Raw genomic sequence first — 15,532 nt, forward strand, 5'->3', positions numbered from 1 at the left:
CTCCACCCTCAGTCGGCCGTCCGGCCGATCTGGACGTTCTCCAGGATCCCGGCCGCGTCCGGCACCAGGATGGCCAGCGAGTAGTAGGCGGTCACCAGGTAGCGGATGATCGCGGCCGTGTCGATGCCCATGAACCGCACGTTCAGGCCCGGCTGGAACTCGTCGGGGATGCCGGTCTGGTAGAGCCCGATCACCCCCTGGTCCGACTCCCCGGTGCGCAGCGCGATGATGCTGCTGGTGTGATCGCGGCTGATCGGGATCTTGTTGCAGGGGAAGATCGGAACCCCCCGCCAGGCGGGGATCTCGTGCCCCTCGACACTCGCCGTGCCCGGCACCAGGCCGCGCCGGTTGCACTGCCGGAAGAAGGCCGCGATCGCCTTCGGATGGGCGAGGAACACCTTGGTCTTGCGGCGCATGGCCAGCAGCTCGTCCATGTCGTCCGGGGTCGGCGGCCCGGTGAAGGTGCTGACGCGCTGGCCGTAGTCGACGTTGTGCAGCAGCCCGAACTCCCGGTTGTTGACCAGCTCCCACTCCTGGCGCTCACGGATCTCCTCGACCGTCAGGCGCAGCTGCTGCTCGGTCTGGTTCATCGGGTTGTTGTAGAGGTCGGCGACCCGGGTGTGGACCCGCAGCACGGTCTGGGTGAGCGACAGCTCGTACTCGCGCGGCGCGAGGTCGTAGTTCACGAAGCCGCCGTTGAGCGTCGGCTCGCCGACATGACCGGCCTGTACGGGAACGTCCGCCTCGCCCTTGCGGTTCATCGGCAGCTTCTGCCGCGCCGCGAACGCCTCCAGATGTGCGGCGAGGGACGGCACCCGGTCCCTGAACTCCGTGACGACGTCCCAGGGCAGCACCAGCAGTACGCCGGCCGTCTCCGCCCGCACCGAGCTCAGCCACAGCGGGCTGGACTGCCCGATGGCCTCGTCGCCCATCTGGTCGCCGTCGGTGACGACCCCGATGATCTCCTCCTCGCCGTACTTGCCCTCGGTGAAGCGGGTGAACCTGCCGTGCACGACGAGATAGGCCTCCGTGACCCGCTGCCCTGCCTGGAACAGCACCTGTCCCGCCCGCACCTCGCGGACCCGGAAGCGGGTGGCGATCTCCTTGAGGACGTCGGTGTCGGAGTAGCCGCGCAGCACCGGCAGTTCGGTGAGTGTCTCGGGGATGACCTTGATGTCGTCGGCGCCGTTCTGCTCGAACTGCACCCGCCCGCGGCCGATCCGCAGCTGCAGACGCCGGTTGACCCGGTAGGTGCCGCCCTTGACGTCCACCCACGGCAGTGTCCGCAGCAGCCAGCGCGAGCTGATGGCCTGCATCTGCGGTTCGGACTTGGTCGTCGTGGCGAGCTGGCGCGCCGCCTGGGTGCTGAGACTGGTCAGCTGCCCCTCACCGTCGGGTGCGGGGGCGGGTTCCTCGGTGGCGGGTTCGGTGGCGCTTTCGGGGGCGGACACATTCCCTCCCTGGGGACGTACCTGGCGACGTACAGGAGTGAGTGGAGTGGTCGTGGTGGAAGGCGACGCCGCCGTGGACGACAGCCCGGCGTCGTATGTACAAGGCAAACAGCCCCGCGGATGCCCCGGTACGGCGCGAAGGGGGCGGTTTCATCTCCTGATAACGCAAACCTCGCGAACGAGGCAGCGTTCCGAGGCCTCCGCACTCCCGCGCCCCTCTTCCCACCCCGTGCGCCCCCGCCGTCGCATCCCTCGCCACGGAACCCATGCGCAGTGCGTCGGTCTTCAGGACTCTGCTGGGAATTCTGCGAAGGGGACTGTCAGGCGGCGCGCATGAGGGCTTCGAGGTGAGGGGCGCGCGTGCCGCCGAGTGGCGTGCCGGTCAGCCGTCGGTCGATGCGGACGGCGTTGATCGCGCTGACGGCGAAGACGTGGCCGAGGCAGGGCGCCAACAGGTGTGCGGTAGCGGGCGTCACTGGCCGTCCCCGGGCCAGTGCTGTGCTCCTTGCTCCGCAGGGTTGGTCGCGTGACTCATCGACCACCGGAGCGACTGCGCTGATCATCCTGTGCCCAGACGGGGCCAGGGTCCCATGTGACTTCGGCGGCGCGCCGGCGCACGTCCAGGCAGCGCAGCCGCCCGCCGGGCTGCCCGGATTCCGTGTCGTACGGCCCGATGTCGCGGCCGCCCACCGTCCGCGACAGCCCTCACCGAACCCGGGGACGCCGCCGGTACGGCCGAAAGTTCTGAACCCGTATCGGGAATCAGGCTGCGACGAGCTCCCGCTCGCGGTTCGGCGTCTGGACCTTGGGCTTCTTGTTGGGCAGCGAGAGCCGGAAGACCTTGCGCCACGCGGAGAACACCTGCTTGGGCAGCGGCCCGGTGACGTACTCCAGCTCGTACTTCTCGAACAGCGCGCGCACCTTGACCGCGACCTCGGCGTACCGGTTGCTGGGCAGGTCGGGGAACAGGTGGTGCTCGATCTGGTGCGAGAGGTTGCCGGTCATGAAGTGCATGGCCCTGCTGCCGCTGATGTTCGCCGAGCCCATCATCTGGCGCAGGTACCACTGGCCGCGCGTCTCGCCCTTGATGGACCGGCGCTCGAAGACCTGCACGCCCTCAGGGAAGTGCCCGCACATGATCACCGAGTGGGACCAGAGGTTGCGGACCAGGTTCGCTGTGAACGTGGCGGCGAGCGTGGGGAGGAACGACGGGCCCGACAGCAGCGGGTGGATCACGTAGTCCTTGAGCACCTGCTTGCGGATCTTGCGGCCCACGGCCTTGGCCCGCGCGCGGAACTCCGGGTTGTTGCGGCGGCGCTTGTGCAGGTTCTTGCCGAGCTCGAGGTCATAGGCTGCGATGCCGTACTCGAAGAAGCAGGCGTTGATGAAGTTCCACAGCGGCTGGCCGAGGTGGAACGGCTGCCACTTCTGGTCCTCGTCGACGCGCATGATGCCGTAGCCGAGGTCGTTGTCCTTGCCGATCACGTTGGTGTACGTGTGGTGCAGCTCGTTGTGGGAGTGCTTCCACTGGTCGGCCGGCGAGACGTGGTCCCATTCCCAGGTGGTGGAGTGGATCTTGGGGTCGCGCATCCAGTCCCACTGGCCGTGCAGGATGTTGTGGCCGATCTCCATGTTGTCCATGATCTTCGCCACGGACAGTCCGGCGGTGCCGAGCAGCCAGGCGGGCGGGAACATCGAGAACAGCAGCACGCCCCTGCTGGCCAGCTCGAGCTTGCGCTGCGCCGAGATGACCTTGCGGATGTAGGCGGCGTCCTTCTCGCCGCGGCCGGCGATCACCTCGTCGCGGATCGCGTCCAGCTCGCGGCCGAGCTCCTCGATCTGCTCCGCGGTCAGGTGGGCGGTGGGGTCGATGGCGGTCAAGGTGTTCCTAACGCTCGATGTCGCAGGGGCCCGCCGCGGCGGACACGCAGGTCTGGATGAGGACGCCCGGCTCGGCCTCGGTGATCTCGCCGGTGCGCAGGTCGCGGACGGCACCCGCCTTGAGCGGCGAGATGCAGCCGAAGCAGATGCCCATGCGGCACCCGGAGGGCATGAGCACGCCGGCCTCCTCGCCGATGTCCAGCAGCGGCGTGGCGCCATCGGCGTCGACGGTTTTGCCGGTGGTGCTGAAGGTGACTTCGCCGCCGTCGCCGGCGACGACGATGCCGGGGCGGAAGCGTTCGGTGTGCAAGCGCTCCGGTACCCCGTGCTCGCTCCAGTGCTTTTCTGCGGCGTCGAGCAGGCCTGCGGGCCCGCAGGCCCAGGTCTCGCGCTCGGCCCAGTCGGGCACGAGTTCGTCGAGACGGGCGACGTCGAGCTGGCCGTCTGTGTCGGTGTGCACCTCGATGAGCCGCAGCTTCTTGTCCGTGACCAGGCCGTGCAGTTCGTTGCGGAAGATCACGTCCTGCGGTCGTGGCGCGCAGTGCACCATGACGACGTCGTCGAACTCGCTGTCGCGCAGCATGCCCATCACGGGCGTGATGCCGCTGCCGGCCGTCAGATAGAGCACCTTGGCGGGCGTGGACTGCGGCAGTACGAAGTCACCGGTCGGCTGGTCGAGCTGGATCAGTGTGCCCGGCTTCGCCCGGCGGACCAGGTGGTTGCTGACCTTGCCGTCAGGGATCGCCTTCACGGTGATCGTGAGGCGGCCGTCCGGGCGGTTGGTCGGCGAGGTGATGGAGTAGGCACGCCACAGGCGCACCCCGTCGACGTCGACCCCGATCCGCACGTACTGACCGGCCGTGTGGCCGCGCCAGCCCCGTCCCGGTCTGATCACGACGGTCGCGGCGTCACGCGTCTCGGGGCGCACCGCCTCGATGCGCCCACGCAGGTCGGCGCCCGCACGCAGCGGGCTGACCAGGTCGAGGTAGTCCGACGGCAGCAGCGGCGTCGTGACCATCTCCAGCAGTTTCCACGCCCTGCCGCGGAGGGCCGCACTCATCATGACTCCAGCTTGCTGCGCCTCAAGGCGTAAAGTCCTGACCGCAGGACGTGAATCTGGTCGGTTGAATTGTTCGCAGGGAACAAAGACGTGAGCCATGCAATCCAGAGGGCCAGTGAACTGGCCCTGGACGAGACGACGGTCGCCGCACTTCGGGCCGAGCTGAGGACGACCGCCGACGAGGTCGTCCAGGCGATCATCGACGAGGTCCCTTCCTACGCCAACGCCCTTACGGGCCACATGGGCGCCACCATCCGCCGAGCCGTCCGCACCGCCCTGGGGCACTACCTGGACCTCGCGAGCGGGAAGGCCACAGGTGGCGATGCCGGTGACGCGGCGTACGAGCTGGGCCGCGGCGAGGTGCGCGACGGCCGTTCGATGGACGCCTTGCTCAGCGCCTACCGCGTCGGCGCCCGCGTGGCCTGGCGATGCCTGGCAGCGGGTGCCGTACCCGCGGGCCTGCCCGCCGCCGAGGTCGCCAAGTTCGCCGAGCTGACCTTCGCCTACATCGACGAGCTCTCCGCCGCGAGCGCCGCGGGCCACGCCGACGAACTGGCCGCCCGGGGCAGGGCCCAGGAGCGCCACCTGGAACACCTGGCCCGCGACCTCCTCGCCGGCGCGAGCCCGGACGTGCTGCTGGCCTCGGTTCAACGGGCCGGGTGGCAGCCTCCGGTTTCGCTGACCGCGGTCCTGCTGCCCGCCGACCAGGCCAGGCCTGCCTACCGCGCGCTCGACCCGGGCACCCTCGTCCTCGACGACCTGCCGGACGCCACCGGTGTGCTGCTCGTTCCCGATGCCGACCGACCACATCTCCTGCGGCAGCTGACCGACCGCACCGCCGTGGTCGGCCCGGCCCGGCCGTGGACCCGTGCGTCCGCCTCGTACGCACGGGCCCTGCGCGCGCGCTCCCTCTCCGCTGATATCCGCGACACCGAGGACCACCTGCCCGAGCTGGTGCTGAGCGCCGACCTGGACGCGTTCGCAGACCTGCGTTCCCGAGCCCTCGCACCGCTGCGGACCCTGCCCGTCGCGACCGCACAGCGGCTGGAGGAGACGTTGCGCGAGTGGCTGCTGCACCAGGGGAGGCGGGACGAGGTGGCGGCGGCGTTGTTCGTCCACCCGCAGACGGTCCGGTACCGGATGTCGCAGCTACGGGAGCTGTTTCCGGATCTCGCATCCCCACACCGGGTCCTTGAACTGACGCTGGCGCTCGGTCTTAGGGCCGGCTGACGCGTAGTTCGGCGTCCTGCTGAAGGGAGGGGGCGGTAGCGCACGGCACCGGCTCCCGAGGTCTTTCCCCGTTCAGTACGCCCGGGCGTACTGCCGGTGAGCCGGGGCGAGGCGGGTCGCCTCGGACCTGGGGAAGCTGATCTTCTTGGGGTCTCCGTCCGAGGTGTACCGCTCGACCGTGCCGTCGCGGAGCTTGTCGAGCCAGGCCGTCGAGGTGAACTGGGCTTCCGGGCCGGTCGCCCCCTGGGAGCGGATCCGCGGGATGGCGCCCGGGTCGAAGGCGGTGGAGAAGGGGGAAGGGGCGGGGCCGGCTCCCACCAGGTAGACGCCCTGATGCCGGTAGTGCGCACCGTCGGCGGTTCCCTGCAGCGCCAGCTGCCGGGACTGGGGCATCGAACCGTTGGGAAGTGCCATCGACACCACCGACAAGCCGGCCACGGCCTGGGTGATCGCCCTCTGGTTGTCGGCGATGGCCTGCTGGGCGGTGTCGTCGTCCACCGTCCCCAGCGTGGTGTGCCGCAGGGTGTGGTTGCCGACCTCGAAATCGTGTTTGACGAGCCAGTCCAACGACTTTCGGCCGCCTGGCTCGCCGAACGGGTCGGCGTTGACGAAGAAAGTGGCCACGGCGCGGAATCCGGGGTGCTTCCGGGCGGTGTCCAGCAGGATGCCCACCGCGGTGTCGGATTCGGGCCGGTCATCCGCGTCCAGACGGAACTGGGTGACGGTCGAGTCGTCGAAGGTCAGCACCACCGGGTGGGTACCGGCGGGAATGTCGATCTTCCCACTGCTGAACTCCCGTGCGGTCACAGGTACGTATCCCTCCCGGGCCAGCCGTTCCAGCTCGGCGCGGAAATCCTGCGGCGTGCGGTCGTACACACTCCTGGGCTCGGCCACCAGTTGGTGGTACATCAGCACCGGCACCGCACCGAGCTCGTCGGCCTGCACTGCGGCCGGGTCGGCAACCGTGGCCTGCCCGCCGGCCTTGCGTGCCTGTACCGACGGCCCGTCCTGGCGTCCTGCCGGCGGGGATTGGGCCGCCGAGCAGGCCGTGGCCAGCAGGATGACCGATGCGACGACGACCGCGCCGCCGCTTCGGTGGGATGGGCGCATGATGCCTCCGGATGTGAACGAGATGCTCCCCGCCGCTTCCAAGCCTCGGGCAACACCGTGACGCACACCCGGCACGATGGGCCGAATGCATGATTACCCGCTCGAAACATCTCGGGTGGACGGCGTGGCGGCTATGTCATATCGCAAGGAACCCTCTTTCGAGAACGGCAGAGTGAACATGCGCGGAAACCGACTCCGAACGCGATTCACCGTCATAGCCATTTCCCTCCTGGTCCCGGTCTGCGCGGCGGTAGGGGCCTTCGCGATTCAGTCCTCCTCCAGCCGGATCCGGGTCGAAGGGCTCAGCAGCAAGGGTGTGCTGGGCCGAGCCGACGTCCGCAATCCGCGCCTTGCCGTCACAGCCGAGGAAGGGGCCGACCTGGCCGGGCTGGAGGTGCGGCTCGACGGCAATCCGGTGCACACCCACCAAGCCGGCGGCCGCCTCATACTCGACATCCCCTCGTTCGCCGAGGGGAAGCACGAACTGACGGCCACATCCCGCAGTGGCCTGCCGTTCCTGGACGACATGTCCCGGACGTTCACCGTGGACACCACCGCCCCGAAACTGCACCTCTCGCCCACCCGAGCCACCGGGCCCGGCGCACCGGTGACGGTACGCGGCCGGGTCGAGGATGCCAGCCAGGTGAAGCTCTCCGTAGCCGGTGCGCCCGTGGCCGTCGGCGACGACGGCACCTTCTCCCGCCGGTTCGAAAAGCCCCCCGCCCGGATCGAGGTGGCGGCCACCGACGCGGCCGGCAACGTCACCCGCGAGCACGTGAACGCGATCGTGCCCTATCCGCTCACCCGAGCCGCGCACCTGACCGCCATCGGCTGGTCCTCGACCGAGGTCCGCAACCCGGTTCTCCAGCTCGTCAAGGACAAGAAGCTCAACGCCGTCGAGCTCGACATCAAGGACGAGAACGGCGAGGTCGGCTACGACTCCTCCGTGCCGCTGGCCCGCGAGATCGGGGCCGTGAAGAACCGCTACGACGCACACGAGGTGATCGAGACCCTGCACGGCATGGGAGCCCGCGTCATCGGCCGGATCGTGGCCTTCCGGGACCCCGTCCTCGCCCAGGCGTCCTACCGCCAGGGCAAGGACCACCGCCTGGTCCAGGCCCCTGACGGCAGCCCCTACGACGGCGGCCACTACGGCACACTCTCGTTCACCAACTTCGCCGATCCCGAGGTCCGCCGGTACAACATCGCCCTGGCCACCGAAGCGGCCAAGCTGGGCTTCGACGACATCCTGTACGACTACGTGCGCCGCCCCGACGGGAAGCTCTCCACCATGCGCTTCCCCGGCCTGGGCGACCAGACCCCCGAACAGTCCATCGCAGAGTTCGTCGCCGACACCCAGAGCCGCATCCAGCCCGAAGGCAAATACCTCGGGGTCTCGGTGTTCGGCATCGCCGCCACCCGGCCCACCGAAATCGCCCAGGACATCCCCGCCATGGCCCGACACGCCGACTACATCGCTCCCATGGTCTACCCCTCGCACTGGGCCGCCGGCGAGTACGGGGTCGCCAATCCGAACGACAGCCCGTACGAGATCGTCGACCGGTCGCTGGCCGACTTCGCCAAGCAGGTCAAGGGCACCAGGGCCACGATCGTCCCCTGGCTCCAGGACTTCTCCCTGGGCGTCCACTACGGCCCCACCGAAGTCGCCGACCAGATCAGAGCCGCGGCCGGGGACGGCATGAACTCCTTCCTGCTCTGGAACGCCGGAGCCACGTACCAAGAGGCAGCGCTGACCACCCTGCGATGACAAGAACCTGGATCTCCAGCAGTGGGTCAAAGGTCGTTCACCAGTACGGCCGCCCCGTCGAAGCGCCCGGCCTCGAGGTCCCGCAGGGCCTCGTCGGCCCGTGTCAGTGGATAGGGGTGGGTGGTGGCGTGGACGCCGTGGCGGGCTGCCAGGGCCAGGAACTCCCGGGCGTCCTCGCGGGTGTTGGAGGTGACACTCCGTATCTGTTTCTCGTAGAACAGATCGCTCTCGTAGTGCAGGGGCGGTGTGTCGCTGAGGTGGATGCCGGCGATCGAGAGGGTGCCCCCGCGGTCCAGGGCCCGCAGCGCCACCGGTACCAGGTCGCCGACCGGTGCGAACAGGATCGCGCTGTCCAGCGGCTCGGGCGGCATGGCGTACGCGTCCTGCGCGGAGGCGGCGCCCAGGCCGAGCGCGAGCTGCCGCGCCGCCGCCCCGCGGGTCATCACGTGCACGGTGGCGCCCTCGGCCAGCGCGAGCTGCGCACACAGGTGGGCGCTGCCCCCGAACCCGTACAGCCCCAGTCGTCCGCCCGGCGGCAGCGCCGCCCGCCTGAGCGCCCGGTAGCCGATGATCCCGGCGCACAGCAGCGGCGCGAGCGCCACGTCGTCGACGGCCTCCGGCAGGCGGTGGGCGAACGCGGCAGGCACGGTCGTGTACTCCGCGTACCCGCCGTCCGCGTCCCAGCCGGTGTACCGCGAGGACGGGCACAGGTTCTCGGCCCCACGCGAGCAGTACCCGCAGGTGCCGTCCGTGCGCCGCAGCCACGCCACCCCCACGCGGTCCCCGGTCGCGAAGCCGGTGACCGCCGCCCCGGACCCGGCCACCACGCCCACGACCTCGTGCCCGGGCGTCACCCCCGCCCGGTGCACCGGCAGGTCCCCCTCGCTGACATGCAGGTCGGTGCGGCACACCCCGCAGGCGCGCACCTGCACGAGCAGCTCGTCCTCGCCCGGCACGGGTACCGGTTTCTCCACGAGATGCAGGCCGTGCTCCGTGAGCGGCCCCGGTGTCACCACCGACCACGCACGCATTGTCCCGTCCGCCATTCCGCACCCCGTCCGCCGTGTCGAAAGTGTGCCGAGGGCCTGTCCGTCCAGTCTGAAACGGACCCCGGCGTTCGGCGCGCGCTCGGCCGCATGCATGACTAGCGTGAGGAAACGGACCATCCGCCGATTCGGGAGAGGGCCGCAGCCATGGCCGTACAACCTGAGGGAACCCCCTGTTGGGCCGACGCGATGTTCGGCGACGTCGAGGGAGCGAAGAGCTTCTACGGTGACGTCCTCGGCTGGACCTTCGGCGAGGCGTCGTCGGAGTACGGCAACTACACCCAGGCCTATGCGGACGGCAAGGCGGTCGCCGCCGTCGTACCGCCGATGCCCGGCCAGGACGCCCCCTCGCAGTGGTGCCTCTACTTCGCCTCACCGGACGCCGCCGCCACCGCCGCCAAAATCAGGGAGAACGGCGGCGAGGTGCTGATGGAACCCATGCAGGTCGGCGACTTCGGCACCATGTGCATCGCCCGCGAGCCCAGTGGCGCCGTCTTCGGGGTGTGGCAGGGCGGCACCCACGAGGGCTTCGAGGCGACCGCCGAGCCGGGCGCCTACGGCTGGGCCGAGGTCTTCACCCGTGAACCCGAGAAGGCGGACACGTTCTTCAGCGCCGTCTTCCCGTACACGGCGCAGCAGATCGTCGACGACAATGTCGACTTCCGCATGTTCAACCTCGGCGACACCACGGTCCTCGGCCGGATGAAGATGGGCGAGGAGTTCCCGCCCGAGGTGCCGTCCTACCTCAATCTCTACTTCGTCGTCCCGGACTGTGACGACGCGGTCGCCAAGGCGACCAAGCTCGGCGGCACGCTGCGCTTCGGGCCGATGGACAGCCCCTACGGCCGGTTCGCGGCGATCAGCGACCCGCAGGGCGCGAACTTCTCGGTGATCGACATCACGAGGACAGAGGGAGAGCTGCCCAAGACGAAGGACGTCTAGGGCCGGCGTGGGCGTCTGCTGGACGATGGTCGAGGTCCCTGTGCGCCCGTGGCATGATCGAGGCCATGCGTGAACGTGTGGTGGCCGCGTGCGACGGGGCTTCGAAGGGAAATCCGGGACCGGCGGGCTGGGCATGGGTGGTCTCCGACGACTCCGAGACCCCGGCCCGCTGGGAGGCGGGGCCGCTCGGCACGGCAACCAACAACGTCGCCGAACTCACCGCCCTGGAGCGCCTGTTGGCGGCCACCGACCCGGGCGTCCCGCTCGAGGTCCGGATGGACTCCCAGTACGCCATGAAGGCGGTCACCACCTGGCTGCCCGGCTGGAAGCGCAACGGCTGGAAGACCTCCGCCGGCAAACCGGTCGCCAACCAGGAACTGGTCGTACGCATCGACGAACTGCTGGACGGCCGCACGGTCGAATTCCGCTATGTGCCCGCCCACCAGGTCGACGGCGACCCGCTCAACGACTTCGCCGACCGCGCCGCCAGCCAGGCCGCCAAGGTCCAGGAGCCCGCGGGCAGCGACCTCGGTTCACCGGCGCCGCCGCCCTCCCCGGACACCCCGAAGGCGAGCGCCCCGCGCCGCAAGCCGGCCGCGTCCCGGCAGCGTACGGGCTCGTCGTCCCGCACCATCAAGGCGAAGTTCCCGGGCCGCTGCCTGTGCGGCCGTTCCTACGCGGCCGGTGAGCCCATCGCCAAGAACGGGCAGGGCTGGGGGCACCCGGAGTGCCGTACGGCGGAGGCCGGTTAGGGCCGGGGCCGTACGGCACACCGTTCAGGACCGGGCGCAGGTCAGCTGACCACGCCGCGCCACTCGCCGGTCTCCTGTCCGCGCGACTCGATGAACTTCTTGAAGCGCTCCAGGTCGCCCTTGGTCTGCCGCTTCACGAAGCCGAGCTTGTCGCCGACCTGTTCGGTGATGGTGTCCGGATGGAAGTCCATCTGCAGCATGACCTTGGTGTGGTTGTCGTCGAGGCGGTGGAAGGTCACCGCCCCGGCCTGCCGGGCCTGACCGGCGACGGTCGTCCAGGCGACCCGCTCGTCCGGGATCTGCTCGGTGATCTCCGCGTCGAACTCGCGGTGCACGCCGTTGACGCTGGTCACCCAGTGCGTGAGCGTGTCGGTGCGCTGTTCGATGCGGTCCACGCCGTTCATGAACTCGGGGAACGTCTCGAACTGAGTCCACTGGTTGTAGGCGGTGTGCACCGGGACGCCGACCTCGATGGATTCCTCGACCTGCGACACGGGTGAACCCCTCCTTCGTTCTACATCAGTTGCGTCCGGCGCGGGTACCCCTGACCTGCCGGGCAAACCGCCGGGCTCCGGCCGTCAGTCGGTGTCGAAGGTGTAGTGGGCGGTGTGGTCCAGCAGATCGGCGGGCCGTACGTCGTTCCACGGCTTCATCGTCTCGTCGAGGTCGACCACGTCGGGTGTTCCGGCGGTCGGCAGATAGCCTGAACCCGGGTGGCGCCGCTGCCACTCGGCCCACAGCTTGTCGATGTAGGCGTGGTGCAGCCAGAACACAGGGTCGTTGGGGGAGACCCCGGTGGCCATCTGTCCGCCGACCCAGACATGGACCCGGTTGTGCAGGTTCACCCCGCGCCAGCCCTCCAGGTGGTTGCGGAAGCCGTCCGAGGCGCTGTTCCACGGCGGCATGTCGTACATCGCGGTGGAGAGCACCGACTCGACCTCGGCACGGGTCGGCAAGTCCCGTACATTCGCACCCAGTTGGCGGCGCAGGAACGTACGCCCGTCCACGCGCACGTTGATCGGCCAGTTGCCCGCGGACGCGGCGAACGGGCCGTCCATCACCTGGCCGTCGCGGGCGCGTCCGGTGCCGCCGAGGAAGTCCGGTGCCCACAGCGAGGAACGCGGCGAGCGGTCGGTGCTCCAGTCCCAGTAGGGCAGCGCGACCGACGCGTCCACCGACTGCAGTGCGCTCTCGAACTCCAGCAGGAATCTTCGGTGCCAGGGCAGGAAGGACGGTGAACGGTGGCCGGTGCGTTCGCCGTTGTCGGTGTCGCCGAGGATGAAGGCGTTGTGGGTGGTGACGAAGGCGTCGTAGCGGCCGCTGCGCTTGAGTGCGAGGACGGCGGCGACGAAGCGCCGCTTCTCGTCGGCGGTCAGGCTCGCCTGGTTCTTGCGGACGGTCATGGTGCGGGTGCTCCCAAAGGGCTTGCGGACGGATCAGTTGGCGGGGAGGGGGACGAGCCGGGCGCCCTGCAGCTCGTCGACGGCGGCCCGTGCGGCCGCGTGTGGCGTGGGCACCGGGGCGTAGTGGCTGACGACGCTGATCCAGGTGCCGTCGGCGTTCTGCATCACGTGCAGTTCGACCCCGTCGACGAGGACGGTGTAACCCATGCCGTGGTGGTGGCCGCCCATGGAGGACGGGCGGCCCTGTATCCGGCGGCCCTTGTAGACCTCGTCGAAGGGTTCGGGGGAGCCGTGGTGCATGTGGTCTGCGGCGGATGCGGCAGGAGCGGCGGCGGTGTGCGCGGCGGCGGCCGCGGTGAGGGCGGCCGCCGCGGTGAGCGCGCGGCGTCGGGTCAGGGTCGGCATACGGGATCTCCGGGGTGCGTTCGATTGACGACCCGGAATGCCTATCGGCCCCGCGGCGAACGGGAGAAATCCCCCGAGAGTGGTTGGCTACGATCAGGACAATTGTGTACATGTCATGCAAGATTGAACGAAGTCGATCTTGCCGAGATGTCGGCCCACCGGCCACCGGAACGGGGAATTCCTTCCCGAGTGTCCCCTGTTTGAGGTGATCCTTCGCGGGTGCCTGTGCGGCAAGTGGCCTGTCTCACCTCGCAGAACTGGCGTGATCCGTATCGGTGATCAACGACCGCTGCCGACCGTGCGCAAGATTCCTCTTGGGTGAATTGCCATTCACCCGTTATGGTGAATCGTCATTCACCTCTTGTTTCCGGTTTCAACCACTTGGAGCTCCGATGGTCCGTGACCGGCTCACGATTCCGGTGCTGGCGTTCGGCGGCATCCTCATGGCCGTCATGCAGACCGTCGTCGTACCGCTCCTGCCCGATCTGCCGAGGCTGACGGGCGCCTCCGCAGGCACGGTCTCCTGGATGGTCACGGCGACCCTGCTGTCCGGCGCCGTGCTCACTCCGGTGCTCGGCCGGGCCGGAGACATGTACGGCAAGCGCAAGGTGCTGATCTCGGCCCTCGTCCTGATGACCGTCGGCTCGGTGATGTGCGCCCTGTCGTCCGACATCGTCGTCCTCATCGCGGCCCGCGCCCTGCAGGGCGCCGCCGCCTCCGTGGTGCCGTTGTCGATCAGCATCCTGCGCGACGAGCTGCCACCGGAGCGCCGCGGCTCCGCGGTGGCGCTGATGAGCTCCACCGTCGGCATCGGCGCCGCCCTGGGCCTGCCGCTGGCCGCGCTGGTCGTGCAGTACGCCGACTGGCACACCATGTTCTGGCTGACCAGCGCCCTCGGCGCGCTCGGCGTGACGGCGGTGTGGTGGGCGGTCAAGGAGTCGCCCGTGCGGCAGCCCGGCCGCTTCGACGTGCCTGGCGCACTGGGGCTGGCCGCAGGACTGGTGTGCCTGCTGCTGGGTGTGTCGCAGGGCGGGCAGTGGGGGTGGGGCAGCGCACGAGTCGTCGGCCTCTTCCTCGGCGCCGTCGTCGTACTCGCCCTGTGGTGGTGGCAGCAGCTGCGCACCGAACTCCCGCTGGTCGACCTGCGGCTGGTGTCCAGGCCGCGCGTGGGCCTGCCGCACGTGGCCGCGCTGCTCACCGGGTTCGCCTTCTACGCCAACTCCCTGGTGACCGCCCAGCTCGTGCAGGCGCCCGAGGCCACCGGGTACGGACTCGGGCTGTCGATCGTGCAGACCGGCCTGTGTCTGCTGCCCGGCGGCGTCACCATGCTGCTGTTCTCACCCGTCTCGGCCCGCATCTCCGCGGCCCGCGGCCCCCGTATCACCCTCGCCCTCGGGGCCGCGGTCATCGCCTGCGGCTACGCGGTGCGCATCGCCGACAGCCGCGACCTCTGGATGATCATCCTGGGTGCGACGGTGGTGTCCACCGGCACCACCCTCGCCTACTCGGCCCTGCCCACCCTGATCCTGCGTGCCGTGCCCGCCGAGCAGACCGCCTCCGCCAACGGCGTCAACGTCCTGATGCGCACCATCGGCCAGGCCGTCTCCAGCGCCGCCGTCGCCGCCGTACTGGTCCACCACACCAGCCTGGTCGGCTCAGTCCCCGTGCCCACCCTGCACGGCTATCTGCTCGCCTTCGGCATCGCCGGCGCGGTCGCCCTGACGGCCGGTGCCGCAGCCCTCACCATCCCCGGCGACGCGACGACGGGCGGGACACGCCGGGCCCGCGGGAGGATCCGGGATCCCCACGACGAGGCGCTGGAGGGAGCATGAGTGCCGTGAGCACTCCCCCCACCACCTCCGCGCCCGCCCGCCGGGACGCCGAGGCGACCAAGGCGGCCATCCTCAAGGCGGCCCGGCACCTGCTGGCCCGCCACGCCCACGCCGACATCACGCTCAAGGCGGTCGCCGAACGGGCCGGTGTCAGCCCGCCGTTGATCCTGAAGTACTTCGGCAACAAGGACACCCTCTTCGCCCGCGTCATGTCCTTCGAGACCGACGCCGACGCCCTGCTGGACGCGCCGCTCGACGAGCTCGGCCGGCACATGGTCCGCCATGTGCTGGTCAGCCAGTCGCAGCAGGGCGCCGACCCGCTCCTGCGGATCGTGTTCGCGCCCCTGCACGGCGCACAGGGCGACATCCTGCGGACCAACTTCCGCACCCAGGTCACCGACCGCCTCACCGAACGCCTCGACGGCCCCGAAGCGGGCCTGCGCGCCGAGCTGGCCGTCGCGAACCTGCTGGGCCTCGGGGTCATGTACGGCATCGCGCGCGGCACCCATGTGCGGGGCGCCGCACTGGAGGAGATCGTGGCCCGCTACGCCCCCGCGCTGCAGGCGCACCTCACACCGGGCGGAGCAACCCCGCGGCCGTAGCCGCGAACCGCTCGGGACCGTCGGCCCCCGGGACACGACCGGCTCCCGGC

The 15,532-nt window shown here is 69.8% G+C and carries 15 protein-coding genes; 6 read left to right on the top strand and 9 right to left on the bottom strand.

Annotated features, from left to right (window positions below; translation table 11 throughout):
* Nucleotides 1-8 precede the first annotated feature (8 nt).
* The 4 genes from ACFY1E_RS25465 to ACFY1E_RS25480 all read right to left on the bottom strand — a co-directional run bounded on the left by ACFY1E_RS25465 (nt 9) and on the right by ACFY1E_RS25480 (nt 4,395).
* Nucleotides 9-1,451 (bottom strand): family 2B encapsulin nanocompartment shell protein, encoded by a 1,443-nt coding sequence (locus ACFY1E_RS25465; RefSeq protein WP_389079707.1) that lies wholly within the window; start codon nt 1,449-1,451, stop codon nt 9-11.
* A gap of 320 nt (nt 1,452-1,771) precedes the next feature.
* The gene (locus ACFY1E_RS25470) at nt 1,772-1,927 is read right to left on the bottom strand and encodes a hypothetical protein (RefSeq protein ID WP_389079709.1); all 156 of its coding nucleotides are present in this window, start codon (nt 1,925-1,927) and stop codon (nt 1,772-1,774) included.
* Nucleotides 1,928-2,213: 286 nt separating this feature from the next.
* Nucleotides 2,214-3,332, bottom strand: a complete 1,119-nt coding sequence (locus ACFY1E_RS25475; protein ID WP_389079710.1) for a fatty acid desaturase family protein — start codon at nt 3,330-3,332, stop codon at nt 2,214-2,216.
* A gap of 7 nt (nt 3,333-3,339) precedes the next feature.
* Nucleotides 3,340-4,395, bottom strand: coding sequence for a ferredoxin reductase (locus ACFY1E_RS25480; protein ID WP_389079711.1), 1,056 nt, complete (start codon nt 4,393-4,395; stop codon nt 3,340-3,342).
* 87 nt (nt 4,396-4,482) lie between these two features.
* Between ACFY1E_RS25480 and ACFY1E_RS25485 the strand changes: the two genes are divergently transcribed.
* Nucleotides 4,483-5,622, top strand: coding sequence for a PucR family transcriptional regulator (locus ACFY1E_RS25485; RefSeq protein ID WP_389079713.1), 1,140 nt, complete (start codon nt 4,483-4,485; stop codon nt 5,620-5,622).
* 72 nt (nt 5,623-5,694) lie between these two features.
* Here the strand turns inward: ACFY1E_RS25485 and ACFY1E_RS25490 are convergent, their stop codons facing one another.
* Entirely contained in the window at nt 5,695-6,732 is a 1,038-nt protein-coding gene (locus ACFY1E_RS25490) for a polysaccharide deacetylase family protein (protein WP_389079715.1), read from the bottom strand.
* 178 nt (nt 6,733-6,910) lie between these two features.
* Between ACFY1E_RS25490 and ACFY1E_RS25495 the strand changes: the two genes are divergently transcribed.
* Nucleotides 6,911-8,500, top strand: coding sequence for a putative glycoside hydrolase (locus tag ACFY1E_RS25495; RefSeq protein WP_389079716.1), 1,590 nt, complete (start codon nt 6,911-6,913; stop codon nt 8,498-8,500).
* 26 nt (nt 8,501-8,526) lie between these two features.
* Here the strand turns inward: ACFY1E_RS25495 and ACFY1E_RS25500 are convergent, their stop codons facing one another.
* Entirely contained in the window at nt 8,527-9,531 is a 1,005-nt protein-coding gene (locus ACFY1E_RS25500; RefSeq protein WP_389079826.1) for a zinc-binding alcohol dehydrogenase family protein, read from the bottom strand.
* Between the two features lie 162 nt (nt 9,532-9,693).
* On the opposite strand from ACFY1E_RS25500, the gene ACFY1E_RS25505 reads away from it, so the two are divergent.
* Both ACFY1E_RS25505 and ACFY1E_RS25510 read left to right on the top strand, forming a co-directional pair.
* The gene (locus ACFY1E_RS25505; protein ID WP_389079718.1) at nt 9,694-10,488 is read left to right on the top strand and encodes a VOC family protein; all 795 of its coding nucleotides are present in this window, start codon (nt 9,694-9,696) and stop codon (nt 10,486-10,488) included.
* A gap of 53 nt (nt 10,489-10,541) precedes the next feature.
* Complete coding sequence (locus tag ACFY1E_RS25510; RefSeq protein ID WP_389079719.1) at nt 10,542-11,240, top strand: ribonuclease H; 699 nt, start codon at nt 10,542-10,544, stop codon at nt 11,238-11,240.
* Nucleotides 11,241-11,281: 41 nt separating this feature from the next.
* On the opposite strand, the gene ACFY1E_RS25515 is transcribed toward ACFY1E_RS25510, so the two are convergent.
* The 3 genes from ACFY1E_RS25515 to ACFY1E_RS25525 all read right to left on the bottom strand — a co-directional run bounded on the left by ACFY1E_RS25515 (nt 11,282) and on the right by ACFY1E_RS25525 (nt 13,048).
* Nucleotides 11,282-11,734: an SRPBCC family protein gene (locus ACFY1E_RS25515; protein ID WP_389079720.1), complete on the bottom strand. Its 453-nt coding sequence runs from the start codon at nt 11,732-11,734 to the stop codon at nt 11,282-11,284.
* 84 nt (nt 11,735-11,818) lie between these two features.
* On the bottom strand, nt 11,819-12,643 hold the full coding sequence (locus tag ACFY1E_RS25520) for a tyrosinase family protein (RefSeq protein WP_389079722.1): 825 nt from the start codon (nt 12,641-12,643) through the stop codon (nt 11,819-11,821).
* A gap of 33 nt (nt 12,644-12,676) precedes the next feature.
* Nucleotides 12,677-13,048 (bottom strand): tyrosinase cofactor, encoded by a 372-nt coding sequence (locus ACFY1E_RS25525; RefSeq protein ID WP_389079723.1) that lies wholly within the window; start codon nt 13,046-13,048, stop codon nt 12,677-12,679.
* Nucleotides 13,049-13,440: 392 nt separating this feature from the next.
* Here ACFY1E_RS25525 and ACFY1E_RS25530 point away from each other — a divergent pair, with 392 nt between their 5' ends.
* Both ACFY1E_RS25530 and ACFY1E_RS25535 read left to right on the top strand, forming a co-directional pair.
* On the top strand, nt 13,441-14,880 hold the full coding sequence (locus ACFY1E_RS25530; RefSeq protein WP_389079725.1) for an MFS transporter: 1,440 nt from the start codon (nt 13,441-13,443) through the stop codon (nt 14,878-14,880).
* Entirely contained in the window at nt 14,877-15,482 is a 606-nt protein-coding gene (locus ACFY1E_RS25535; protein WP_389079726.1) for a TetR family transcriptional regulator, read from the top strand. The genes ACFY1E_RS25530 and ACFY1E_RS25535 overlap by 4 nt, the downstream gene beginning before the upstream one ends.
* The last annotated feature ends 50 nt before the right edge of the window (nt 15,483-15,532 follow it).

This window comes from Streptomyces sp. NPDC001604 (genome assembly GCF_042893475.1).
Classification (GTDB): Bacteria; Actinomycetota; Actinomycetes; order Streptomycetales; family Streptomycetaceae; genus Streptomyces.